General features: G+C 64.7%; 17 protein-coding genes. 6 read left to right on the top strand and 11 right to left on the bottom strand.

Translation table 11 applies throughout. From position 1 onward, the window contains the following. Window positions 1-18: 18 nt before the first annotated feature. Entirely contained in the window at window positions 19-360 is a 342-nt protein-coding gene (locus HV711_RS07145) for a hypothetical protein (protein ID WP_013587677.1), read from the top strand. Window positions 361-423: 63 nt separating this feature from the next. Here the strand turns inward: HV711_RS07145 and HV711_RS07140 are convergent, their stop codons facing one another. Continuing rightward, entirely contained in the window at window positions 424-1,269 is an 846-nt protein-coding gene (locus tag HV711_RS07140) for a glycosyltransferase family 2 protein (RefSeq protein ID WP_013587676.1), read from the bottom strand. 292 nt (window positions 1,270-1,561) lie between these two features. Between HV711_RS07140 and HV711_RS07135 the strand changes: the two genes are divergently transcribed. Further along, the gene (locus tag HV711_RS07135) at window positions 1,562-2,839 is read left to right on the top strand and encodes an O-antigen ligase family protein (protein ID WP_013587675.1); all 1,278 of its coding nucleotides are present in this window, start codon (window positions 1,562-1,564) and stop codon (window positions 2,837-2,839) included. A gap of 61 nt (window positions 2,840-2,900) precedes the next feature. Here HV711_RS07135 and HV711_RS07130 read toward each other — a convergent pair whose 3' ends face one another. Beyond that, entirely contained in the window at window positions 2,901-3,980 is a 1,080-nt protein-coding gene (locus HV711_RS07130) for a glycosyltransferase family 4 protein (protein ID WP_035486940.1), read from the bottom strand. A 161-nt stretch (window positions 3,981-4,141) separates the two neighbouring features. Between HV711_RS07130 and HV711_RS07125 the strand changes: the two genes are divergently transcribed. Continuing rightward, window positions 4,142-5,176: a glycosyltransferase gene (locus HV711_RS07125; RefSeq protein ID WP_035487033.1), complete on the top strand. Its 1,035-nt coding sequence runs from the start codon at window positions 4,142-4,144 to the stop codon at window positions 5,174-5,176. A 74-nt stretch (window positions 5,177-5,250) separates the two neighbouring features. Here the strand turns inward: HV711_RS07125 and HV711_RS07120 are convergent, their stop codons facing one another. After that, a complete protein-coding gene (locus HV711_RS07120; RefSeq protein WP_035487031.1) occupies window positions 5,251-6,297 on the bottom strand; it encodes a glycosyltransferase family 2 protein in 1,047 nt (348 codons plus the stop codon). 273 nt (window positions 6,298-6,570) lie between these two features. After that, entirely contained in the window at window positions 6,571-8,364 is a 1,794-nt protein-coding gene (gene msbA, locus HV711_RS07115) for a lipid A export permease/ATP-binding protein MsbA (protein ID WP_013587671.1), read from the bottom strand. Between the two features lie 256 nt (window positions 8,365-8,620). Here msbA and HV711_RS07110 point away from each other — a divergent pair, with 256 nt between their 5' ends. Beyond that, entirely contained in the window at window positions 8,621-9,391 is a 771-nt protein-coding gene (locus HV711_RS07110; RefSeq protein WP_035486936.1) for a glycosyltransferase family 2 protein, read from the top strand. Window positions 9,392-9,503: 112 nt separating this feature from the next. Here HV711_RS07110 and dnaE read toward each other — a convergent pair whose 3' ends face one another. Next, on the bottom strand, window positions 9,504-13,094 hold the full coding sequence (gene dnaE, locus HV711_RS07105) for a DNA polymerase III subunit alpha (RefSeq protein ID WP_035486933.1): 3,591 nt from the start codon (window positions 13,092-13,094) through the stop codon (window positions 9,504-9,506). Between the two features lie 374 nt (window positions 13,095-13,468). On the opposite strand from dnaE, the gene HV711_RS07100 reads away from it, so the two are divergent. Beyond that, on the top strand, window positions 13,469-14,332 hold the full coding sequence (locus tag HV711_RS07100; protein ID WP_013587668.1) for a sulfurtransferase: 864 nt from the start codon (window positions 13,469-13,471) through the stop codon (window positions 14,330-14,332). 79 nt (window positions 14,333-14,411) lie between these two features. After that, entirely contained in the window at window positions 14,412-15,311 is a 900-nt protein-coding gene (gene gluQRS / locus HV711_RS07095) for a tRNA glutamyl-Q(34) synthetase GluQRS (protein WP_028360512.1), read from the top strand. A gap of 123 nt (window positions 15,312-15,434) precedes the next feature. Here the strand turns inward: gluQRS and HV711_RS07090 are convergent, their stop codons facing one another. The 6 genes from HV711_RS07090 to purT all read right to left on the bottom strand — a co-directional run bounded on the left by HV711_RS07090 (window position 15,435) and on the right by purT (window position 22,652). Next, window positions 15,435-16,895, bottom strand: coding sequence for a DEAD/DEAH box helicase (locus HV711_RS07090; RefSeq protein ID WP_028360511.1), 1,461 nt, complete (start codon window positions 16,893-16,895; stop codon window positions 15,435-15,437). 405 nt (window positions 16,896-17,300) lie between these two features. Next, a complete protein-coding gene (locus HV711_RS07085; RefSeq protein ID WP_035486928.1) occupies window positions 17,301-18,737 on the bottom strand; it encodes an aldehyde dehydrogenase family protein in 1,437 nt (478 codons plus the stop codon). A gap of 87 nt (window positions 18,738-18,824) precedes the next feature. Beyond that, entirely contained in the window at window positions 18,825-20,474 is a 1,650-nt protein-coding gene (locus HV711_RS07080) for an acetolactate synthase large subunit (RefSeq protein WP_035486924.1), read from the bottom strand. A gap of 251 nt (window positions 20,475-20,725) precedes the next feature. After that, window positions 20,726-21,082, bottom strand: coding sequence for an MliC family protein (locus HV711_RS07075; RefSeq protein WP_028360509.1), 357 nt, complete (start codon window positions 21,080-21,082; stop codon window positions 20,726-20,728). 22 nt (window positions 21,083-21,104) lie between these two features. Further along, window positions 21,105-21,341 carry a DUF6726 family protein gene (locus tag HV711_RS07070; protein ID WP_013587662.1) on the bottom strand — a complete coding sequence of 79 codons (237 nt, stop codon included), beginning with the start codon at window positions 21,339-21,341 and terminating at the stop codon, window positions 21,105-21,107. An 87-nt stretch (window positions 21,342-21,428) separates the two neighbouring features. Beyond that, on the bottom strand, window positions 21,429-22,652 hold the full coding sequence (gene purT, locus HV711_RS07065) for a formate-dependent phosphoribosylglycinamide formyltransferase (RefSeq protein WP_035486923.1): 1,224 nt from the start codon (window positions 22,650-22,652) through the stop codon (window positions 21,429-21,431). Window positions 22,653-22,734 lie beyond the last annotated feature (82 nt).

Here is a 22,734-nt window from a genome sequence, read left to right as displayed (position 1 = left end):
ACGAAGACGGAGGCGGCCATGGCCGACGAAACCGCACCCTGGGAAACGGTCGATTACGAGGGATTCGAGATTCACGTGGCGCCCTTGCAAAAAAATGCGCCGGGCGAAACGAACGAGTTCAACGCGCCGCCGAATACCGCAAACCCGGCGAAGAATCGCTACACGTATGTCGGTTACGTCTGTCATCCGGGGGCCGATCCGTCGATTCCCGGGCACGCGGTGTCTTTCCACGCGGACGGCGAAGAAAGCTTCGCCAGCAGGGACGACGCGCTTTACGAGGGCGTGCATGTGGGACGCAGCATCGTCGAGGGCACGCATCCGGATCTGACCGTGCTGCCGCTCGTCACCGGCGGCGTTTGACGCCACGTGCTTTGCGGCCCGCGCAGGCCGCACCTCTCGGTTCAAAGCCTCAGTTCAAGGCCATCAGCCGAACGCGCGCTTGATGCGCGACTTCAGCAGCGCGCGCCGCAAGCGTCCGGTGCGCTCGGGCTCGCTCACCGCCGGCCCGCCGTCCACCGCCGTGCCGCGCCGCAAATAATAGCGGTCGAAAGTCGCCTGCGTCATGCCCCACTTGTTCAGGAACTGGCGGCGGCCATCATTTTTGACGATCTTGCCGGTGCTCTTCTGCTGGAAGTGATAAACCAGACTGTCGCCGACGCCGAGGAACACGCGGCAGCCGGCGTCCCACAGTTTCATCGAAAAATCGTTGTCGCTGCTCATGCCGGGACTCAGCTCGCTGCTGTAACCGCCCACCTTGTGCCACCAGTCCCGGTGCACGAGCGTGGGCGGCCACGTCGCGCCGCGCCAGTCCGCGCGCACGAGCCGCGGCGTCGCGGCGACCAGTTCGTCGGCCCGGAACGTCTGCACGTCGCGGCCGAAGTTCTGCACGACCACGCACGGATTGCCCGAATCGACCGGTTCGATCATGGTGCCCGACAGCATGAACAGATTGTCGGCGGGCATGTGAGGCAGGCGCTTCACCAGCGCCTCGTCCCAGCCGGGGCAACAGTACATGTCGTCGTTCATATAGACGATGTAGTCGCGCGTGGCACGCGCCGCCGCAATGTTCACCGCGTGACAGATGCCGATGTTGCCCGGCGACGCCGTGTGCTCGATGCCCTCGTCTCGCACCCAGGCGAGCGTGCCGTCGGAGCCGTCGTTGACGTGCACGATGATCTGATGCGCGTGCGTCGAATGACGGCGCAGGCTCTCGATGACGAGGCGCAGATAAGGCAGGTTGTTCCAGGTCGGGATGATGATTGAGAACATCGGTTCTGTCCGTTGAGCGGGTTGCGCACGCGGTTGCGGCCGCGCGCCGGCCATGAGTGTGGCGGGGATTGTACCGCCCGCGCCTTCGCGCACGACAAACGCGGCCCATGTGGCGCCGGGCCGTGGCCGCCGCCCGGCGTTGCAGGCGATCTCACGGGGCGCCACGCAAGCTTTTTGCAAGGCAGTGCACGGTTATAATCGCAATCGCCCTACCGTCTTAAAAAACCCAACGATGGATCCGGCCCTTCGCAGTTCCACCCGGAACGGTAGTGTCAATACAAAAAGTCGCCCTATGATTTTTGCACCCAGTCTGGTCTGGCTCACCGCCGCCCTGCTGTTTCTTGCGCCCGCGGTCAATCTCGTCTGGCGCGGCGGCACCGGCTACTGCTTCTTCGCCATTCTCGCGCTCGCGCTGGGCGCCGCCGTCGCAAACCGCCGCACGCCCGGCTATTTCTCCGGCCTGCGCACTTACCGGTGGTTCACTATCGGCATGCTCGCGTTCGTCGTCGGAATCGGCGTTCAGCAAGTGGTGCTGGGTTACTGGCTGCCGAGGCAGTTCGACGCGCTGTCGCGCTTCGTGCTCGCGCTGCCGGTGTTCCTGCTGCTGCGGCAGTTGCCGTCGCGGCATCTGCGGATGATCGGCTGGGGCTGTGCGGCGGGCGCGCTGGCCGTGGGCATCTGGGCGGTCGTCGATCAACCGGCCGGTGGCTGGACCGACGCCAATCGTCTCAATAATTCTTATACGAACGCCATTCCCTTCGGCGATACGGCGCTGCTGCTGGCGTTCCTGTCCGCGTTCACGCTTGGCTGGGACGGTCCGCGCGACTGGCGCATTGCCGGCGTGCGGCTCATCGCTCTCGCGGCGGGCGGCTACGCGTCCTATCTGTCGGGCACACGCGGCGGCTGGCTGGCCGTGCCGGTGTTCGTCGTGCTGCTCGGCATGCAGTATCAGTGGTTTGCGCACAAGAAGCGCCTGCTGGTCGCGAGCGTCGCGATCGTGATCGCGGCCGGCGCGCTGCTTTCAACCGAACGCATCCAGAAACGTATCAGCGAAGCCACCACCGACTTTTCGATGCTGCATCAAGGCGAGGACTACACGTCCGTCGGCCTGCGGCTGCAGTTATGGAACGCGTCGCGGATGATCTTCGAGCATCACCCCGTCTATGGCATCGGCAAGGGCCACCTCGTGAACGAACTGGGCGCGATGGCGAAGCGCGGCGAGGTGAAGAACGAAATCGTCAACGAGCGCGCGCATAGCGACTTCTTTTCGACGCTCGCCGAAATGGGTGCAGTGGGCGTGGCGTGCCTGCTGCTTTTTTACCATGGGATGTCGGTGTATTTCTGGCGGCACCGCCATTCGAGCGACCCGGCGATCCGCGCGGCCTCCTACGCCGGGCTGGCGGTGGCGACGAGCACGGTCATCTTCGGACTGACCATCGACGTGCTCGTGCCGATCATGGTGACGGTGTTGCTCGCGCTGCTGGTCGCGACCTTCCTCGCGGTGATCGATTCGCGCAAACGCGAACTGCAGCAGTCGGGCGAATTGCAGGGCGAGCGGCGCGCGCGTTGAGGCTTCGGGCACATTAGAAAGCCCGGATGTGCCTCGCTCCGGATGCATCGCGCTGCGCGCTTTAGCGCCTGAAGCGTTCATACAACGCCGCGACGTGCGCGTCGACGCTCGGATCGTAGACGAGGCTCGCGAGCGGATCCGCGATTCTCGCGCCGCCTTGCCGCACCCGTTCGAGCGCCGCATGAATCGCGCGCTCGAAGCTGCCCGCCTCCTGTCGCGAAAACTCGATCTTCGCGGCGCCCTTCACGGTTTCCGCCGAACCGACATTGTCGGCAATCACAAGCGGCGTGCCGCACATGACCGACTCCACGCCCACGAGCCCGAACGGCTCATACGCGGACGCGACGACGGTGAAATCCGCCGCGGCGAACAGCTTCTCGATCTCGTTGCAATAACCGACGTAGCGAATCGTTTCGCCGGTTCGCGGCACCGGCCGTCCAGCTACCGCGAGGCAAACCGGCAGCGTGGTCTGCGAAAAGAAAGCCTCCAGTAGCGGATAGCCTTTGCGCTCGTGACTCGTCGACGAAAACACGAAGATCACGCGGTCTTCCGGCAGATGGAAGTGCCGGCGGACCGCGGCGCGGGCGTCATCGGACAGCGGCTGGAAGCGCTCGGTGTCGACCGGCGGATAAATCACGTCGATGCGTTCGGCAGGCACGCCGTAAAAGCGCTGCAACTCACGGCTCATCAACTGCGAATGCGCGACGATCGAGCGCGCGTGCGTGTAGACGCGCCGCTCCAGCTCGATCTGCCACCGGTCGCTGCGGCGCGCGGCGCGGCCTGCCGCTTCCAGCGAGCCCGGATGCGTGCCGCCGCACAGCGCGACGTCGGCATGCGTCGAGTGATTGATCGAAAACACGCAGGCGGGACGGCGGCGCTTCAGGCGCTGCGCGAGGCGCCAGTCGAATGCCAGATTGCGCAGTTTGCGTGGCGCCCAACGCACGTTCAGCGGTTGGGCGTCGACCCAAGCCGCCTCGGGCAGCGCGCGGTCGATCTCGCGGGCAAAAAGCGTAGGCCGCACACCCATCCGATGCAGGCCGGCGATCACGTCGCGCGTGTAGCGCTCGGCGCCGCCGCTGTTCTTGAGCGCCTGGGCGGTCAGGGCGATGTCGGTGAGGAGTGGGCGGATCGGCTCGGACAAAGAAGAGGTCTCGGTGATGGAATGAGGCGCCCCGGCGGCAGGTGCGCCGCGCGCCGGTTTTCGAACTAGCGCAATTGTAAAGGATGCGCACCGGCGCCCGGCATGACGCAGCCGCCCCGGCACCGATTAGAATCGAGCCCAATCGCACCTTTGCCGAATTCATGACCGATAGTCCGCCGCTCCCATCCTCGCCTGCCGCGTCCACCGCGTCGGCCCCGCAGCGCCCGCTCGCGTCGATGCTGCTGATCGCCTACAACCAGCAACAGCAGATCGCCGACGCCGTGAAAGCCGCGCTCGCGCAAACCTACGAGCCGCTCGAAATCATCGTTTCCGACGACGCCTCGCGCGACTCGACCTTCGCCGCCATTCAGGCGGCCGTGGCCGGTTACGAGGGACCGCACCGCGTCGTCGTGCGCCGCAATGAGGCGAATCAGGGCATCAGCGCGCACCTCTCGCAACTCGCGCAGATGGCGAACGGCGAGCTGCTGTTCGTCGCGGCCGGAGACGACATCTCGGCGCCTGACCGCTGCGAGCGGGTGGTCGACTTCTGGCTCGCGCACGACCGGCGGCCGGATCTGATCGCGACCGACCTCGCCGACATGGACGAAGCCGGAAATATTCACGAGCGCATGAGTCCCACGGAACTGGACGGCTATCGCAGCTTCGACGACTGGCTGAACGCGCGCCCGTGGCTCATCGGCGCGGCGCATGTGTGGTCGCGGCGGCTCTTCGAGCGCTTCGGGCCGATGTTGCCGGGCGCCGCCGCCGAAGATCAGATCATGGTGCTGCGCGCGATCCTGTCCGGCGGCGCGCTGAGCCTGCGCGAGCCGCTCGTGCGCTACCGGCGCGGCGGGCTCTCGCGCAAGCGCCGTTATGGATCGGTGGATGAACTCATCGCCCGCATGCGGCAAAGCAACCGCTATGGACTCGCGGAACTCGCGCAGTTGCAGCGCGACGCGGAGATTGCCGGCGTCGGCGAGCGCATGCGCACGGCCATGGCGCCGAAGCTCGCGCGCGAGCAGTTCATTCGCGCGATGTTCGAGGCGGGAACTCTCGCCGAGCGCGCCGGGTTGCTCGCGCGGAGCCCGGGCGTCAAACTCGGGCTGCGCATCCGGATGTTTCTCTATGCCAGCTGTCCGGCAGTTTATGCGCCCGGATTGTGGCTGAAGCGGACCTTGCGCGAGCGGCGGGGATAAGGCCTGGCGCCGAATCTCAGCAGCGCCGCGTTCTGTCGGAGACCCTGAAATAGGCGGCGCCTTCGCGCCCGCCGTCAGGACGCGCTGCGCCGGCGCCGCAAGCGCTGCGCGAAAGGCGGACAGTGCGACTCTACGCCGAAGCTCAGCACGCTCTTGCGCAAGCGCCGCATCATCTTCAGTGCGCGCAGGAAGCTCTCGCCGGTGTGGCTGATCAGCACGAATTCGACCGCGCCGCGCCAGTTTTCGATGCCGCGCGAAAAGGCATTCATATCTTCGCGGGCGTGGGCCGGCAGTTCCGTGCCGAAGCGCCGCGCAAAGAGGCGGATCTGGTCCGCGATGCCGTCGATCTGGCGCCGCCTGCTCGCGCCTCGCCGCTGTGCTGCTGCGGCGCTGCATTCGCCGCGTGCGGCGCTCGTCGGCCGCTGATTGGTCGCGCTCGCGCCGACCGCATTGCCGTCGTGCTGACGATATTTCAGATGAGGCGCCGCCACATGACGGATCTCGCCGAATGCCGCGACGACCATCGCCAGCCACCAGTCATGCATGACGATGCCCGCCGGCAAAGGCAACGCGCGTTCGAGCGACGCGCGATTGACGAGCATCGCGCAGCCCGGCACGTGGTTGCTCAGCAGGAAATCGCGCAGACGCTCGGCGCGGCGCGATTTTGCGGTGATGTCGAAAAGCGACGTCGACACGCAGCACAGCTTCGCGTCCACCAGCTCGATGTCGCAGAAGGCCAGCGCCGGCGTGGCCCGGCCGCGCGCCTGCTCGGCCTCGCGGACCTCGCGCATCAGGTCGGCGATCTTTTCCGGCACCCACACGTCGTCCTGATCGGCGAGCGCAACGTAGTCGCCGCGGCAAGCGGCCAGCGCCCGCTCGAAATTGCGCACAATGCCGACCCGTTCGCCGCTCGCCACGAGGCGCACCGGAATGCGCCCGGCGTAGGCGGCGAGAAGTTCGGGCGTGCCGTCGGTGGAAGCGTCGTCGGAAACCACCACTTCGAGATTCGGCCAGCTTTGCGCCTCGAGCGAAGCGAGCAGCTCCGGGAGATAGGTGCGGCCGTTGTACGTGGCGAGCGCTATGGAAACCAGCGGCTCGCTGAGGTTGTCGTCGTGATGCATGTAAAAAGGAATCTCCGCGGCGCGGGACGGTGCAAGGCCGTCAGGATGCGGCCAATGTGAGAAAAGCGCAAACAAAACGCTTCAAAAACACACACTGTACCGAAAAACCGACTAAATGACGGTTTGACAAGAGGCGGTAAGGGAGTTCAGCGGGGAATTCGGCGGAAACTCAGGGAAAACGCAGCGGGAAAGGCGCGAGGGGCGCGGGAAATCTGTAAACGTGGTGCGCGCAGCCCCGTTGCGCTGCGCCACCCCGTTCGCCGCGCCGTCCCATCAGGCGGCGTTCTGCTGAAACTGAATGCGATGCAGATGCGCATACAGCCCGTTCTGCGCCAGCAGCTCGCGGTGGCTGCCGCGCTCGACGATACGCCCCGCCTCCATCACGAGGATGCGGTTCGCGCGCTCGATGGTCGACAGCCGATGCGCGATGACGAGCGTGGTGCGGCCCTTCATCAGCGTTTCGAGCGCGGCCTGCACGTGGCGCTCGGACTCGGAATCCAGCGCCGACGTGGCTTCGTCGAGAATCAGGATGGGCGCGTCCTTGTAGATGGCACGCGCGATCGCGAGACGCTGCCGTTGCCCGCCGGACAGCATCATGCCGTTGTCGCCCACGAGCGTGTCGATGCCGTTGGGCATGGCGGCCACCGTGTCCCACAGGTTGGCCGCGCGCAGCGCCGCCTCGACCCGGTCGCGATCCGCGGTCTGACCGTATGCGACGTTGTTGGCCACCGTGTCGTTGAAGAGCACGACGTCCTGGCTCACCATCGCGATCTGGCTGCGCAACGCGTGCAGATCGTATTCGGTCAGCGCGACGCCGTCGACGAGAATTTCCCCACCGGTCGGATCGAAAAAGCGCGGCAGCAGGTTCACAAGGGTGGTCTTGCCGCTGCCCGACGGGCCCGCGAGCGCGACCATTTCACCCGGCGCCACCCTGAACGACACCTGATCGAGCGTATGGCGATTGTGCGTGGCGTTGGTGCTGTACGTGAACGAGACGTTGCGGAACTCGACTTCGCCGCGCGCGCGCTCGAGCGGCTTGCCGCCGCCCGCGGGCTCCGCCGGTTCGTCGATCAGACCGAAGATCAGCTCGGCCGCGGTCATGCCCCGCTGCAGCGGCTGGTTCACGTCCATCAGGTGCTTGAGCGGCGAAATGATGAGCAGCATGGACGTGACAAACGCGACAAAGCCGCCGACCGTGGTCTGATCCGACGACGACTGCACCACCGCGATCGTGATCACCACCGCGAGCGCAATCGACGCGAGGAACTGCGTCAACGGTTGGGCAAGGCCGCCGGAAACCGTCATGCGCATCGCGTAGCCGCGCAGGCGCTTGCTCATCGACGTGAAACGGTCGATCTCGTACTTCTCGCCGTTATGAACCTTGACGACCTTGTAGCCGCCCACGGTCTCCTCGACGATATAGGACAGCTCGTTCGTCAACAGTTGATGCTCGCGGTTAAGACGCCGCAGCCGGCGATTGATCTTGCCGACCAGCCAGCCGATACCCGGCAGCAGCACGGCAACGATCAGCGTGAGGCGCCAGTTCAGATAGAACAGATAGCCGAGCAGAAAGATCACAGTGAGCGAGTCGCGCACCAGCGTGACCATGACGCTCAGCAGCACGTTGAGGATCTGATTGACCTCGAAGACAATCGCGTTGATGACCGTGCTCGCCGTTTCGCGCTGGAAAAAGGCGACGCTCGTGTGAATCATGCGGTCGAACATGCGCAGCCGCAGTTCAAGCAGGATCTTGTTGGAGACATAGGCGAGCAGATAGCCGGACGCGTATTGCGCCACGCCGCGGATCAGCGCGAGGCCGATCACGGCGACGGGCACGAACCATTTCGCGTTGTCGCTCGCATGGGCGCCGAAACCCTTGTCGAGGAGCGGCTTGAGCAGCGCGGGGATGGCGGCGTCCGTGGCCGCGCTGGCCGCCATCGCGATAACGGCCCCGACGATCACCCACAGGAGCGGCTTGACGAACGGCCACAGGCGCCGGAAAACGACGGAGGGTGACGACGCCTCACCTCCACCGATGGGTTTGCTTAACGTTGGCTTCGCGCTCAAGGAATCCTCTGGAAATGCGGGACGAGATTCGCGCCGGCGACCGGCTGCCCGCGGCGCGAAGATCGAAAAGAAGCATTGTAAACGGTTGACGTTGATGGCCGGCTGACGTTTTGGTGCCGGCTTCGGGGTACGCAGAAAGAGTGAGCCGTGTGTGTATACTTGCGCGACCCGCGGCGCCTGGTGGTGCGCTTGGTCGCGCGCTTCGCCTAGGCGTTCCCTCTTCACCTTCACGCCATTTGCAATCAGCCCTTCAGGTATGCAACCTACCACCCTCGGCGTCGCCATCATCACTAAAAACGCGGCGGCGCGGCTGGCCGAATGCCTGCAGTCGGTGGCCTTTGCCGATCAGATTGTCGTGATCGACGGCGGCAGCACCGACGGCACCGCCGACATTGCCTGCGCGCACGGTGCTCTCGTCATCGAGCAGAGCGACTGGCCCGGTTTCGGCCCGCAAAAAAACCGCGCAGTGGACGCGCTCACCACAAGCTGGATTCTGTCGCTCGACGCCGACGAAATCGTCTCGCCGGAACTGGCGGCCGCCATTCGCGCGGCGCTCGCGGCACCCACGTCGGATGTTTATGCGGTGGACCGGCTGTCGAGTTTTTGCGGACACTGGATTCATCACAGCGGCTGGTATCCGGACTGGATTCCGCGCCTCTTCAAACGTGGCGCCGCACGTTTTTCCGACGACCTCGTTCACGAACGGCTTGTTTTCGACACCCCCGCCCAGCGCCTGACCGGCAAGCTGATGCACTACTCGTATGAGAACTTCGAGGCGGTACTGCGCAAGCTCGATGCCTATTCGACCGCCGGCGCGCTGCAGCGTCACGCAGCGGACCAACGCGGCAGCTTCGGCAAGGCGCTGCTTCGCGGTGCCTGGGCGTTCGTGCGAACTTATTTGCTGCGACGAGGTTTTCTCGACGGCCGCGCCGGTTTCATGATCGCCGTATTCAACGCAGAAACCGTGTACTACCGGTTTTTGAAGCTTGCGCGACTCGCGGAAGCGTCGCGCTCGAAGTTGGACTAGAAGGCGCGCTCCGAGTCGTGTTTGAAGTTACGTTTGAAGTTGCGTTTCAAGTCCCGCAGTCAAGTCCGATTAACAGCGGCACGGCCCCCGTGCCCGCTGCTTCGGCCGCTGCTCAATAGACGATCTCAATCGCGCTGCCGGCGAATTGGCCGCGCAGGTCGGCGAGCAGCTCGTCGGTCGGCTTGACGCGCCACGCGTCGCCAAGACGCATTTCGCCCTCGGCATTCTCGCTGCGGTACACCACCTGAACCGCGAGTCCATTCGGAATATGCACCGGCTGACGCTGACGGCCGTTGTTGTCGCCGTAGCCGCCAAAGCCGCCGCCCTGACCACCATTGCGACCGCCGCCGTTGCCGCGCGCGGCAGCGGCAGGCGCCGGCGCTGCCTGAGGCTCGTCCTTGCCCGCGCTGTGCGCTTCGAGGACGCGCCGTAACGCCTGCGCGTCTGCGTTGCCGTTCATCTTCACCTTCACGGCCTCTGCATAACGGCAGCGCGCGCGGCCGAGATCCATGACCGTTTCCACCGTGAAGCGGATGCCGCCCGTGAACGCGTCGTTACGCGCCTGGCCTTGCACGACAAGCAGCTCGTCTTCCTTGAACAACTGCTTGTTCGCCTCGAAGATTTCGTTGAACACCGTCACTTCGCATTGACCGGTGCCGTCGTCGAGCAGCGCGATGAGCATCTTGCCGCGTTGAGTCATCTGCGTGCGCAGCGATGCGATGATGCCCGCCACCAGTTTGTCGCGCCCTTCTTTCAGCTCGCCGATCTTCTGGCGCACGAAGCGGCGCACCTCGTCCTTGTAGGCGTCGAACAGGTGGCCCGACAGGTAAAAGCCGAGCGCGGCCTTTTCTTCCTGGAGCTTCTTCTTTTCGGGCCACTCCGGCTCGTCCACCAGTTCGTGCCCTTGCGAAGGCGCGTCGCCCATATCGAAGAGGCCCGCCTGCAATGCATTGGCGCTCGCCTGCTCGGCGGCTTCCATGGCGAGCGACACCGAGGCGATGAGCTGCGCGCGGTTCTGATGCAAGCTGTCGAACGCGCCGGCGCGGATCAACGCTTCAATCGTGCGGCGATTGACAACGCGGCGGTCAATCCGGTTGCAGAAATCAAAAATGTCGATAAACGGGCCGTCTTCGCGCGCCCGCAGGATTTCTTCAATCGCGTTCTGACCGCTGCCCTTGATCGCGCCGAGGCCGTAGCGAATGGTCCTCGAGCGCTTACCGTCCGCCTCCGCGACCGGCTCGAAGCGATATGCCGACAGGTTGATGTCCGGCGGCAGCACGGCCATCTTGTTGACGATGCAGTCTTCGAACAGGATCTTCACCTTGTCCGTGTCGTCCATGGCGAGCGACATATTCGCCGCCATGAATTCCGCCGGATGGTGCGCCTTCAGCCACGCGGTGTAGTACGCGAGCAGCGCGTAAGCGGCCGCGTGCGACTTGTTGAAGCCATAGCCCGCGAACTTCTCCATCAAGTCGAAGATTTCGTCGGACTTCTCGCGCGTCAGACCGTTCTTTGCGGCGCCTTCCGCAAAAAGCTCGCGGTGCTGGGCCATTTCTTCGGGCTTTTTCTTACCCATGGCCCGGCGCAGCAAGTCGGCGCCGCCCAGCGAATAGCCGCCGATGATCTGCGCCATCTGCATCACCTGCTCCTGGTAGACCATGATGCCGTAGGTCTCTTTCAGAACAGGTTCGACGCGCGGGTCCGGATACTCGACCACTTCGCGGCCGTGTTTACGCGCGCAAAAGCTCGGGATCAGGTCCATCGGGCCCGGACGATACAACGCGACGAGCGCGATGATGTCTTCGAAACGGTCGGGCTGCGCGTCCTTCAGCATGCCCTGCATGCCGCGGCTTTCCAGCTGGAACACGGCGACGGTGTTCGCTTTCTTGAGGATCGAGAACGATGCCGGATCGTCGAGCGGCACCTGCCCGAGCGACCAGTCTTTCTTCGACGGGTCCAGACGGCGGATATAACGCTCGGCCCAGTCGAGAATGGTGAGCGTGGTCAGGCCCAGAAAGTCGAACTTGACGAGGCCGACGGCTTCGACGTCGTCCTTGTCGTACTGGCTCACCACGCCGCTCTCGTCGCCTTGCGTGTAGAGCGGGCAAAAATCGGTGAGCTTGCCGGGCGCGATCAGCACGCCGCCCGCGTGCATGCCGACGTTACGGGTCAGACCTTCCACGCGCTGCGCGAGTTCGAGCAGCTGGTGCACTTCGTCTTCGTTGTCGAAGCGCTCCTGCAAGAGCGGCTCTTCCTTCATCGCGTCGGCAATCGTGACATGCTTGCCGGGCTTGAACGGAATCAGCTTCGCAATGCCGTCCGTGAACATGTAGCCGAGATCGAGCACGCGGCCGATGTCGCGCACCGCCGCCTTCGCCGCCATCGTGCCGAAGGTCGCGATTTGCGAGACGGCGTCGGCGCCGTACTTTTCCTTCACGTACTGGATCACGCGGTCGCGGCCGTGCTGGCAGAAGTCGATGTCGAAGTCGGGCATCGACACGCGTTCGGGATTCAGGAAACGCTCGAACAGCAGGTTGTAGCGCAGCGGATCGAGGTCGGTCACGCCAAGCGCATAGGCGACGAGCGAGCCCGCGCCCGAGCCCCGGCCCGGCCCCACCGGCACGCCGTTGTTCTTCGCCCAGTTGATAAAGTCCGCGACAATCAGGAAGTAGCCCGGAAAGCCCATCTTGATGATCGTGCCGCACTCGAATTCGAGGCGCTGGTAATACGTCTCGCGCTGCGCGGCGCGCTCCGCTTCGTCCGGATACAACTGTTCGAGGCGTTTTTCCAGGCCCTCTTTCGACAGATGCACGAGGTAGTCGTCGAGCGACATGCCGTCGGGCGTCGGAAAGAGCGGCAGCTTCGGCTTACCCAGTTCGAGCGTGAGATTGCAGCGTTTCGCGATTTCAACCGAGTTGGCGAGCGCCGACGGAATATCCGCAAAAAGCGCGGCCATCTCGTCCTGCGTGCGGAAATATTGCTCAGGCGTAAAGCGCTTCTGGCGCCGCGGATTCGCAAGAATGTCGCCTTCGGAAATGCACACGCGCGCTTCGTGCGCGGTGAAGTCGTCGGGCGTCATGAACTGCATGGGGTGCGTGGCGACCACCGGCAGTTTCAACGACGCCGCGAGCGCCATCGCCTGCTGCACGTACTGCTCGCCGCCCGGCTGACCGCAACGCTGCAACTCGATATAGAAGCCGCCCGGAAACACCTTCGCCCAATGCAGCGCGTTGCGCTTCGCCGCCTCCTGGTTGCCCGCGGCCAGCGCAAGGCCGATGTCGCCCTGCTGGGCGCCCGACAACGCGAGCAGCCCTTCGCCGAGTCCCGACTCGAGCCAGCCGGCCTCGACTTCCGCACGGCCCCGGTACTGGTTCGTGAGCGATGCCTTGCTCAACAACTCGCAAAGGTTCAGATAGCCGCGCCGGTCCTTCACCAGTAGCAACAGGCGCGAAGGTTTGTCGCGGTCGTCCGGATTGGTGATCCAGACGTCGCAGCCGGCAATGGGTTTGACCCCTTTGCCGCGCGCTTCCTTGTAGAAACGGACGAGGCCGAACGCGTTGCCGAGGTCGGTCAGGGCGAGCGCCCCTTGACCGTCTTTGGCGGCCGCCTTGACGACGTCGTCAAGACGCACGATGCCGTCGGCGATCGAAAATTCGGAGTGGAGGCGGAGATGGACGAAGCGGGGATCTGACATGGGCGACATTGTAACTCCACCCTCCCGCAGATTTCAGCGCAAAACACCCGCCTGGCCGTCCGGAATAGGACGCCGCCGCGCTGCGCCGCATCCGCCGCAATTTTTCGAATTTTGTTGGCCGCGCACGGAAACGATCCGCTGAAGTTCTGTCGCCCTTTGCGCTAGCGCAACCGACTGGCCATTCGGCCGACTCAAGGAAACCGCCGGGTTGAGGGATAATAGGGGTTTCGCCGAATCCCAAGTGGCGGCAGAACGGGCGTTGAGGGCATCGGAATGCCCTCAGGCCAGAAGAAACCTCGGGCTTGCGCTCGTGCGGCGGCGGAATCCAGGCCGCAATCGGGCGGGGCCCGCCCCACGCCGCCACTTATTACCGCTTTGCATCCATGAGTATCGTTAATCTCGCCGCGTATCATTTCGCGACCATCGAAGACACCGCCGCCTGGCGCCCGCACGTCATCGAACGCTGCAACGCGCTCGGCCTGCGCGGCACCGTGCTGCTCGCACCCGAAGGCATCAATCTGTTCGTCGCCGGCACGCGCGAGAACACCGACGCTTTCATCGACTACATCCGTCACGATCCGCTTTTTGAGGGCAAATTCGCGAACCTGCAATTCAAGGAGAGCCTCTCGGAGAAGCAGCCGTTCACGCGCATGCTCGTCAAGCTCAAGCGCGAAATCATCACCATGAAAAAGCCGGCCATTCGTCCGGAATTGGGCCGTGCGCCGTTCGTCGACGCTCCCACGCTCAAAGCCTGGCTCGACCGCGGTCACGACGACGAAGGCCGCCCCGTCGTCATGCTCGACACGCGTAACGCGTTCGAAGTGGACGTCGGCACGTTCGACAACGCGCTCGACTACCGCATCACCAAATTCAGCGAGTTTCCGGAAGTGATCGAGCAGAACCGCGCCGACCTCGAAGGCAAGACGGTCGTCTCCTTCTGCACGGGCGGCATTCGCTGCGAGAAGGCCGCGATCCACATGAAAGAAGTGGGGATCGAGAACGTCTATCAACTCGAAGGCGGCATCCTCAAGTATTTCGAGGAAGTGGGCGGCGCCCATTATCACGGCGACTGCTTTGTGTTCGACTACCGCACCGCGCTGAATCCGCAGCTTCAGCCGACGGCCACCGCGCAGTGTTTCGGCTGCCGCGCGGTCGTGACGCCTGAAGAGCAGAAGTCGCCAATGTATGTGGCCGGCAAGACCTGTCCGCACTGTCATCCGGACAACAAGGCGGCTCGCGCAGCCTGACTCTCGCGGACGAGTTGTGGCAGGTTGTGGCCGGAGCCCGTCGCGGCTCAATGCGAATGAACCTCCAACGCATCGATTCATGAACTATCGCGGACGCTTCGCGCCGTCGCCCACCGGCCCGCTGCATGTCGGCTCGCTCGTGAGCGCGCTCGCAAGCTGGCTCGACGCGCGCGCGCATCGCGGCACCTGGCTCGTTCGCGTGGAAGACATCGACGGTCCGCGCACGGTGCCGGGGGCCGCGCAAGACATTCTCGCCACGCTGGAGCGCTTCGGCATGCGCGCCGACGAGCCGCCCGTCTGGCAAAGCACGCGCATCGCGCGTTATCAGGAAGCGCTGGAACAGCTGAAGGCCGCCGGCTTCGTCTATCCGTGCGGCTGCACGCGCAAGGAAATCGCCGACTCTCTCCTGCATGCGCATGCGCGCAACACCACACTTGCCTATCCTGGCACGTGCCGCAACGGCCTGCACGGCAAGCGGGCGCGGGCGTGGCGCCTACGTGTGCCGGACGGCGAGGCGGCCGTCGTCAGTTTCGAAGATCGCTGCCAAGGCAAGCAAACGCAGAACCTCGCGACCGAAGTGGGAGATTTCGTGCTGAGACGCGCGGACGACCAATGGGCGTATCAACTGGCGGTGGTGGTGGACGACGCCGATGCGGGTATCACGCACATTGTGCGCGGCGCGGATCTGCTCGACTCGACCGCGCGGCAAATCTATCTGCAGCGGTGTCTCGGCGTGCCGACGCCCCGCTATCTGCACGTGCCGGTGGTGACAAACGAGCAGGGCGAAAAATTGAGCAAGCAGACCGGTGCAACGGCGCTCGACTGCCAGGAGCCGCTTCAAGCGCTCATGGTAGCGGCGCAGCACTTGGGATTGAACCTTGAGGAAAGCAGCGGGAGCGGCTTGGCGCCCACTACGCTGGACGATTTCTACGCCGCGGCCACGGCGGCATGGTCTAAAAAGATACGCCCGAGCACGTGATCGTGGCACCGAGCGGCTCGGTCGAGCTCACCGCACCTGAATGAGCGCCCAGCCAGCCTCAAAGACACTTGGCAGGCCTGCTGACGCGCGCGAGCGTGCCGCAAGCCCGCAACAAACAGACACTTACGACGACTTGCGCGGCATGCCGAACCCGCCCAGCAACGCTGCGAGCGGCTGCTTCGAAGACGGCTTCTGCGGCGCCGAGCGGGCGGCCTCCGCCTCTTCCACCTTGCGAACCGAAGCGGGCGACGGTTCATACGGCTTCAGGAAGAAATCATCCACGGGCTGCGCGCGGTGATGATGCGGCCGGTCAAACGAACCCGACGGCGCGCCCGCACGGCGGCGGCCGCCGCGTTCGTCGCGGCCCTCGCTGCGTTCGCGCCTCGGCGCGCGTTCTTCGTGATGATGACGCACCGGCGTATCCACGGTCAGGCGCTGCACCTCGAGCGGACGCTTGATCAGCTTCTCGATATCCGCCAGCTGCTTTTTCTCGTTCGGGCTGAAGAGGGACAGCGCGTCGCCGGAAGCGCCCGCGCGGCCGGTACGGCCAATACGGTGCACATAGTCTTCCGCGTTGAAGGGCAGATCGAAATTGATCACGGCCGGCAACTCGGCAATGTCGAGACCGCGCGCCGCCACGTCTGTCGCGACCAGCGCCTCGATCTCGCCGCGCTTGAAGGCGTCCAGCGCCTGCATGCGCTCGTTTTGCGAGCGGTCGCCGTGAATCGCCGTCGCGACCACGCCGTCGCGCTCAAGACTACGCGCGAGACGGCTCGCGCCGATCTTGCTGTTGCAGAACACGATCACCTGCTTCAGATTGCGCTCGCGAATCAGCTGGACGACGGCGCCGGTCTTGTCACCCTCGGCCACTTCATAGACGATCTGCGTGACATTCGTCGCCGTGGAGTTGCTGCGCGCGACTTCAATGGTTTGCGGATTGCGCAGGTAGGTGGCGGCGAGCTTCTTGATTTCGCCCGAAAACGTGGCCGAAAACAGCAGCGTTTGGCGCTCTTTCGGCAACAGATTCAGAATGCGCTGCAGGTCCGGCAGGAAGCCCATGTCGAGCATCCGGTCCGCTTCGTCGAGCACGAGAATCTGCACCTGCCCCAGGTTGGCGGTCTTCTGTTGCACGTGATCGAGCAGGCGGCCCGGCGTGGCAATCAGAATTTCGACGCCGCGGCGCAACTGGTCGGACTGCGGATTCATGTCGACGCCGCCGAACACCACGGCGCTGCGCAGCGCCGTGTGCTTTGCATACGACTGCACGTTCGCGGCAACCTGGTCGGCCAGCTCCCGGGTCGGCGTGAGAATCAGCGCGCGCACCGGGTGGCGGGCAGGCGAAGCGCTCGTGCTCGCGTGCGGCAACAGGCGCTGGATGATCGGCAACGAAAAGCTCGCCGTCTTGCCGGTGCCGGTCTGCGCGGCGCCCATCACGTCGCGGCCCGCCAGGACGACAGGAATCGCCTGTGCCTGGATCGGCGTGGGCGTGGTGTAGCCCGATTCCTTGACCGCTTTCAGGATGTCGGGCGCGAGACCGAATTGATCAAAAGTCGCAGTGCTGGGCATGACGGCTGTGTCGGACATGGTGGCTTTCGCTAAAAATGCGTCGGCGCGTTGCGCTTGGCGCGTGCGCGCGGCAGCGGTTGGAACCGCCGAAGGCATCAGGATGAAGGCGGAGCCACGGCGTTCCGCACGGACCCGTTGCTATTGCGGGAAAGGATGCGGCCGGCTCCGGCCGACGGAAACATCCGCCGGAAAGGCCGGTATTGTAGCACTTCAGCAAAAACACTCATGGCGCAGGCACGGGCTTTCTGCTTGGGCGGCCATCGTGGCGGCCGTTCGCCCCACGGCACCGGCCGAATCACCCCGCCGAACCTGCGCGATCTGCTGCGAGCGTACTGAGCGCAAACGACAGGTGCGTGACAAAGCCAGCACGCGCCGTTTTTGCCCGGCCGGGTGCTGCCGACGCAGACGGAGTCGCGCCCTGCCTCACCACGTCTCGCGCATGACCATGAGCCGCAGCTCGGTCATGTCCTCGATCGCGTAGCGCACACCCTCGCGCCCCAGACCGGATTCCTTCACGCCGCCGTACGGCATATTGTCCACGCGGAACGACGGCACGTCGTTGATCACCACGCCGCCGACTTCCAGTTCGTCCCACGCGCGGTGCGCATGCGCGAGCGAATCGGTGAACACGCCCGCCTGCAGGCCGAAATCGCTGTCGTTGACGGCGGCGAGCGCCTCGTCGAAATCGGCGAAACGTTCCAGTATGGCGACCGGGCCGAAGGCTTCCTTGCGATACAGGTCCGTGTCGCGCTTCACGCCTTCGAGCAGCGTGGCCTCGAACATCGCGCCCTCCACCTTGCCGCCCGCGATAATCTGCGCGCCCGCCTGCACGGCGCTCTCCATCCAGCCGGCGAGGCGTTTCGACTCCGATTCGGAGATCATGGGCCCGACGAACGTTTTTTCGTCCTTCGGATCGCCCATCACGAGCGACTTCGTTTTGGCGATCAGTTTCTCGCGCAGCGCATCGTAGAGACTCGCGTGCACGAGAATGCGCTGCACGCCGATACAGCTTTGCCCCGACTGATAGAACGCGCCGAACGCGAGGCGGTCGACCACATAGTCGAGCTTGCCGCCCTGATCGCCGTCGACGATCGCCGCCGCGTTGCCGCCGAGTTCGAGAATCACTTTCTTCTTGCCAGCCTTTTTCTTCAGCTCCCAGCCCACTGCCGGCGAGCCCGTGAACGACAGCAGCTTGAAGCGCTCGTCGGTGGTGAAGAGGTCCGCGCCGTCGCGATGCGCGGGCAGAATGGAGAACGCGCCTTTCGGCAGATCGGTTTCCGCCAGAATCTCGCCCATGATCAGCGCCCCGACCGGCGTGCGGCTCGCCGGCTTGAGCACGAAGGGCACGCCCGCCGCGATCGCCGGCGCGACCTTGTGCGCGGTCAGGTTCAGCGGAAAATTGAACGGCGAGATGAACGAACACGGCCCGATCGGCACGCGCCTCACATAGCCGTGATAGCCCTTCGCGCGCGGCGAAATTTCCAGATTCACAATCTCGCCGTCGATGCGCACCGCCTCCTCCGCCGCGACCTTGAACGTGTCGATCAGCCGCGTGACTTCGCCCTTCGAGTCGTTGATCGGCTTGCCCGCCTCGATGCACAGCGCGAGCGCCAGTTCGTCGTAACGTTCGCGAAAGCGCTTCACGCAATGTTCGAGCACCGCCTGGCGCTTGAACGGCGGAAACGCGCGCAGTGCGGGCAGCGCGTCCACCGCGAAGCCAATCGCCTTGTCGATGGCGGCCGCGTCGGCCATCGCGACACGCGTCGCCACTTCGCCGCTGAATTTGTCGGTGACTTCGAGATCCGTGTTTGCAGCCACCGCTTCGTTCGCCAGGTAGTACGGGTAGGTCTGGTTCAGCATGACGCGTTCTCCTTCCGATAGATGACAGCAGCAGCCGGCCCGCACGCGAGCCCACGCCGCTCACACGCCGCTCACAACACACGCCGCTCACAATTGCGCGGAGAGCCGCTTGATCTCGCGATTCAACACGCGCTCGTTATCCGAATAGTCGATGGGCACGTCGATCACATGCACGCCGGGCGTCGCAAAACATTCGCGCACGAGCGGCGCAAATTCCGCCGGCGAGCCGATCCGATGCCCCTTCGCGCCGTAGCTCTGCGCATACGCGACGAAATCCGGGTTCGCGAGCGTCATGCCGTAGTCGGGAAAGTTCATGTTCTCCTGCTTCCAGCGGATCATGCCGAACGCGTCGTCGCGTAAGATCAGGATCACGAGATCGAGCTTCAGGCGCACTGCCGTTTCGAGTTCCTGCGAGTTCATCATGAAGCCGCCGTCGCCGCACACAGCCATGACCTTGCGGTCCGGGTGCACGATCTTCGTGGCGATCGCTGACGGCAAACCGGCGCCCATCGAAGCCAGCGCGTTGTCGAGCAGCAGCGAATTCGGCTCGTGCGCGCGGTAGTAGCGGGCGAACCAGATCTTGTACATGCCGTTGTCCAGACACACGATGCCGTCCGCGGGCGTGGTCTCGTACACGTCGTTGACAAGGCGCACGGGATACATCGGAAAGCGGTCGTCGTGCTGGCCTTTTACGAGGTGCGCCTCGAAATGCTCCTTGATCTCCTTGAAACGCGCGAAGTCCCAATGCTCCTGGCGCTCCTTCAGACTTTCCTTCAGTTGCCAGACCGCGTTGGCAATGTCGCCGACCACTTCGATCTGCGGGAAATAAACCGTGTCGACCTCCGCGCCGAGGAAGTTCACATGAATCACCGTCTTCTCGGCGTCGCCGCTGCGCATGAAAAACGGCGGCTTTTCAATGACGTCGTGCCCGACATTGATGATGCAGTCGGCGTGATCGATCGCGCGGTGCACGAAGTCGCCGTCGGACAAGGTCGCGTTGCCGAGCCACATGGGGTGCGATTCGTCGATCACGCCCTTGCCCATCTGCGTGGTGAAAAAGGGAATACCGATCTGGTCGACGAACTCGCGCAGCATCTTCGTCGTGGTCTTGCGATTGCCGCCCGCGCCGATCATGAGGAGCGGATGCTTCGCGCGCGTGATCGCCTCCACGGCGCGCGCCACCGCCTTTTCCTCCGCGATCGGGCGGCGGCTGTAGCTCTTCGGAATCGGCTTGCCGTCGCCTTCCTCGTGCGCGACGTCCTCGGGCAATTCCAGATGCGTGGCGCCGGGGCGTTCTTCTTCCGCCTGCCGCACGGCCTCGCGCACGGCTGCCGGGATATTCGCGATCGACACGATCTGGCGCGTGTACTTGGTGAGCGGTTCCATCATCCGCACCACGTCGACGATCTGAAAATGGCCCTGCTTGCTCGACTTGATCGGCTTCTGGCCGGTCACCATCAGCATCGGCATGCCGCCCAGCTGCGCGTAGGCGGCGGCCGTCACGAAGTTGGTGGCGCCCGGGCCGAGCGTCGCGAGACACACGCCCGTGCGGCCCGTCAGGCGTCCGTAGGTGGCGGCCATGAAGCCCGCCGCCTGTTCGTGACGCGTCAGGATCAGGCGGATTTTCGAGCGGCGCAGCGATTCGAGCAGATCGAGATTTTCTTCACCGGGGATGCCGAACACATACTCGACACCTTCGGCTTCCAGCGATTTGACGAACAGGTCGGATGCTTTCATGGAGGGTCTCGCTTGATGGGACGGACGCGGGCGCACAGCCTTGCCGTGCGGTGAGCGGAAACGGACGACAGAACCAGCAGGGACACAGCAACGACAGCAAAGACGGCAGTAGCGGCAGGCGACGCTCGCGGCGGCTGGCCTGAAGCCACTGCGGACAGCTTACTACTCGGGGGGAAATGATGCGCGCAGCTTGACCCTATCGCGCGGCGGGAGAGGAAACTCGCGGCAGCCAGGAAGCCGCCGCGGGGCACTCAGCGATTGAGCGTGATGCAGTCGGACAGCACCGGCGGGGCATTCTCGCCGGCGGTGGCGTCGTAGAGATCGGCGCGCGGGCCCTTGGTCCACCACGTATAGCTGCCGGCCTGATATTTCGCGCCAGACGCCGCGATCGTATTGACGAACAGCAGTTGCTTACCCTTCACTGGCACGAGCGCGAAGCTCTGGCCGTTGGCCGTGTTCCAGTAAGTGACATGCAGAATTCTGCCGGTCGCGCAGGTGTACTTGCGTGTTTGACGGTTCTTGGTCTGGACGTCGTCGAGATGCAAGGGCGCGGCGAACGCCCCGCCGCAGATCGCCGCGAGGCTCGCTGCAAGCAGCCATTTCTTCATGGAATGCCTCGCTCGTGGCGGGTCAAGGGTCGATGACGTCGGCACAGGCATCAGTCGGCGCGGCGGCCACGTGGCCGACCACCGGCACGATCTTCAGGCCCGCCGACGCAATCCGGCATGGCGCGGCCGCGAGCCCGCAGCCGGTCAATCCCGCGCCGAGCGCGAACACGAGGCCGAGCGCGCGAAGCGTGCGCAGCGGGCCGGCCGCGGCGCGCCACCTTGCACTGCGGGGCGCTCCGTTACGCGATTCCTGCACCATACCTACCTCGACTTCAATGAGCCCGCGGTGTGTTCGACGGGCTCGAATCATTCAGACTGCGCGCCTCGCCGGCAAACGCCACCCACATCACGACGCCGATTTCCCTGACACGGGATGCACCGCCGCCGCGGCCTCTTTCGCGCGCGAGCGCGCTTCGTCGATATTCGCGCCGGTGGCGAGCGCCACGCCCATGCGCCGCTTGACGAAGCTCTCCGGCTTGCCGAAAAGCCGCAGATCCGCATCCGGCACGGCGAGCGCCGCGGCAACGCCTTCGAACGCAATGCCGGTCTCTTCGAGCCCGCCGTAAATCACGGCCGACGCACCCGGCGCCCGCAGCGACGTATCCACCGGCAAGCCGAGAATCGCGCGCGCGTGCAGTTCGAACTCCGAAAAGCGCTGCGAGCACAGCGTAACGAGACCCGTGTCGTGCGGACGCGGGCTCACTTCCGAGAACCATACGTCATCGCCGCGCACGAAAAGTTCCACGCCGAAGAGCCCCCGCCCGCCGAGCGCGGCCGTCACCTTGTGGGCGACTTCGCGTGAGCGTTCGAGCGCGAGCGGGCTCATCGGCTGCGGCTGCCACGATTCGACGTAGTCGCCCGCCACCTGCACGTGGCCGATCGGATCGCAGAAGTACGTGGCGACCTCGCCGTTCGACGGCGCGACCGCGCGCACTGTCAACTGCGTGATCTCGTATTCGAAGTCGATAAAACCCTCGACGATCACGCGGCCATGATTCACGCGGCCGCCCGCCATGGCGTATTGCCAGGCCGGTTCAACGTCGGCCTCGCTGCGCAGCACCGACTGCCCCTTGCCCGAGGACGACATGACCGGCTTCACCACGCACGGGTAGCCGACTTGGGCGATGCCGGCGCGCAGTTCGTCGAGCGAATCGGCGAATGCGTACGGCGAAGTCGGCAAGCCCAGCTCTTCGGCGGCGAGGCGGCGGATGCCCTCGCGGTTCATGGTGAGCTGCGTGGCGCGCGCGGTCGGGATCACTTCTGCGATGCCGTCGCTTTCTATTGCGGCCAGCGCGTCCGTGGCAATGGCCTCGATTTCCGGAACGATCAGATGCGGACGTTCCTGTTCGACGAGCGCGCGCAGCGCGGCGCGGTCGGTCATGTCGATCACATGCGAGCGATGCGCGACCTGGTGCCCCGGCGCATTCGGATAACGGTCGACGGCGATCACTTCGACGCCCAGCCGCTGCAGCGCGATGATCACTTCCTTGCCGAGTTCGCCCGCGCCGAGCAGCATCACGCGCGTGGCGGATTCAGAAAGGGGCGTGCCGATCCGTTGGCCGATCTGCATGGGGTCTCCAGATAAAAGTCGGATGAGGGTGGGATTGGATAGAGCACGATGTTAACATGCGTGCCCCTCGCCGCGGCTCGCG

It is taken from the genome of Paraburkholderia phenoliruptrix, from assembly GCF_902859825.1.
Taxonomy (GTDB): domain Bacteria; phylum Pseudomonadota; class Gammaproteobacteria; order Burkholderiales; family Burkholderiaceae; genus Paraburkholderia; species Paraburkholderia phenoliruptrix.
The sequence above is the reverse complement of the archived record's forward strand: the minus strand, read 5'-3'. Positions and strand labels throughout refer to the sequence as shown.

Bases quoted from the DNA above. Each gene is read 5' to 3' on its own strand.
- HV711_RS07145 (WP_013587677.1), top strand. From the start codon at position 19: ATGGCCGACGAAACCGCACCCTGGGAAACGGTCGATTACGAGGGATTC.
- HV711_RS07140 (WP_013587676.1), bottom strand. From the start codon at position 1,269: ATGTTCTCAATCATCATCCCGACCTGGAACAACCTGCCTTATCTGCGC.
- HV711_RS07135 (WP_013587675.1), top strand. From the start codon at position 1,562: ATGATTTTTGCACCCAGTCTGGTCTGGCTCACCGCCGCCCTGCTGTTT.
- HV711_RS07125 (WP_035487033.1), top strand. From the start codon at position 4,142: ATGACCGATAGTCCGCCGCTCCCATCCTCGCCTGCCGCGTCCACCGCG.
- HV711_RS07120 (WP_035487031.1), bottom strand. From the start codon at position 6,297: ATGCATCACGACGACAACCTCAGCGAGCCGCTGGTTTCCATAGCGCTC.
- HV711_RS07110 (WP_035486936.1), top strand. From the start codon at position 8,621: ATGCAACCTACCACCCTCGGCGTCGCCATCATCACTAAAAACGCGGCG.
- dnaE (WP_035486933.1), bottom strand. From the start codon at position 13,094: ATGTCGCCCATGTCAGATCCCCGCTTCGTCCATCTCCGCCTCCACTCC.
- HV711_RS07100 (WP_013587668.1), top strand. From the start codon at position 13,469: ATGAGTATCGTTAATCTCGCCGCGTATCATTTCGCGACCATCGAAGAC.
- gluQRS (WP_028360512.1), top strand. From the start codon at position 14,412: ATGAACTATCGCGGACGCTTCGCGCCGTCGCCCACCGGCCCGCTGCAT.
- HV711_RS07090 (WP_028360511.1), bottom strand. From the start codon at position 16,895: ATGTCCGACACAGCCGTCATGCCCAGCACTGCGACTTTTGATCAATTC.
- HV711_RS07085 (WP_035486928.1), bottom strand. From the start codon at position 18,737: ATGCTGAACCAGACCTACCCGTACTACCTGGCGAACGAAGCGGTGGCT.
- HV711_RS07080 (WP_035486924.1), bottom strand. From the start codon at position 20,474: ATGAAAGCATCCGACCTGTTCGTCAAATCGCTGGAAGCCGAAGGTGTC.
- HV711_RS07075 (WP_028360509.1), bottom strand. From the start codon at position 21,082: ATGAAGAAATGGCTGCTTGCAGCGAGCCTCGCGGCGATCTGCGGCGGG.
- HV711_RS07070 (WP_013587662.1), bottom strand. From the start codon at position 21,341: ATGGTGCAGGAATCGCGTAACGGAGCGCCCCGCAGTGCAAGGTGGCGC.
- purT (WP_035486923.1), bottom strand. From the start codon at position 22,652: ATGCAGATCGGCCAACGGATCGGCACGCCCCTTTCTGAATCCGCCACG.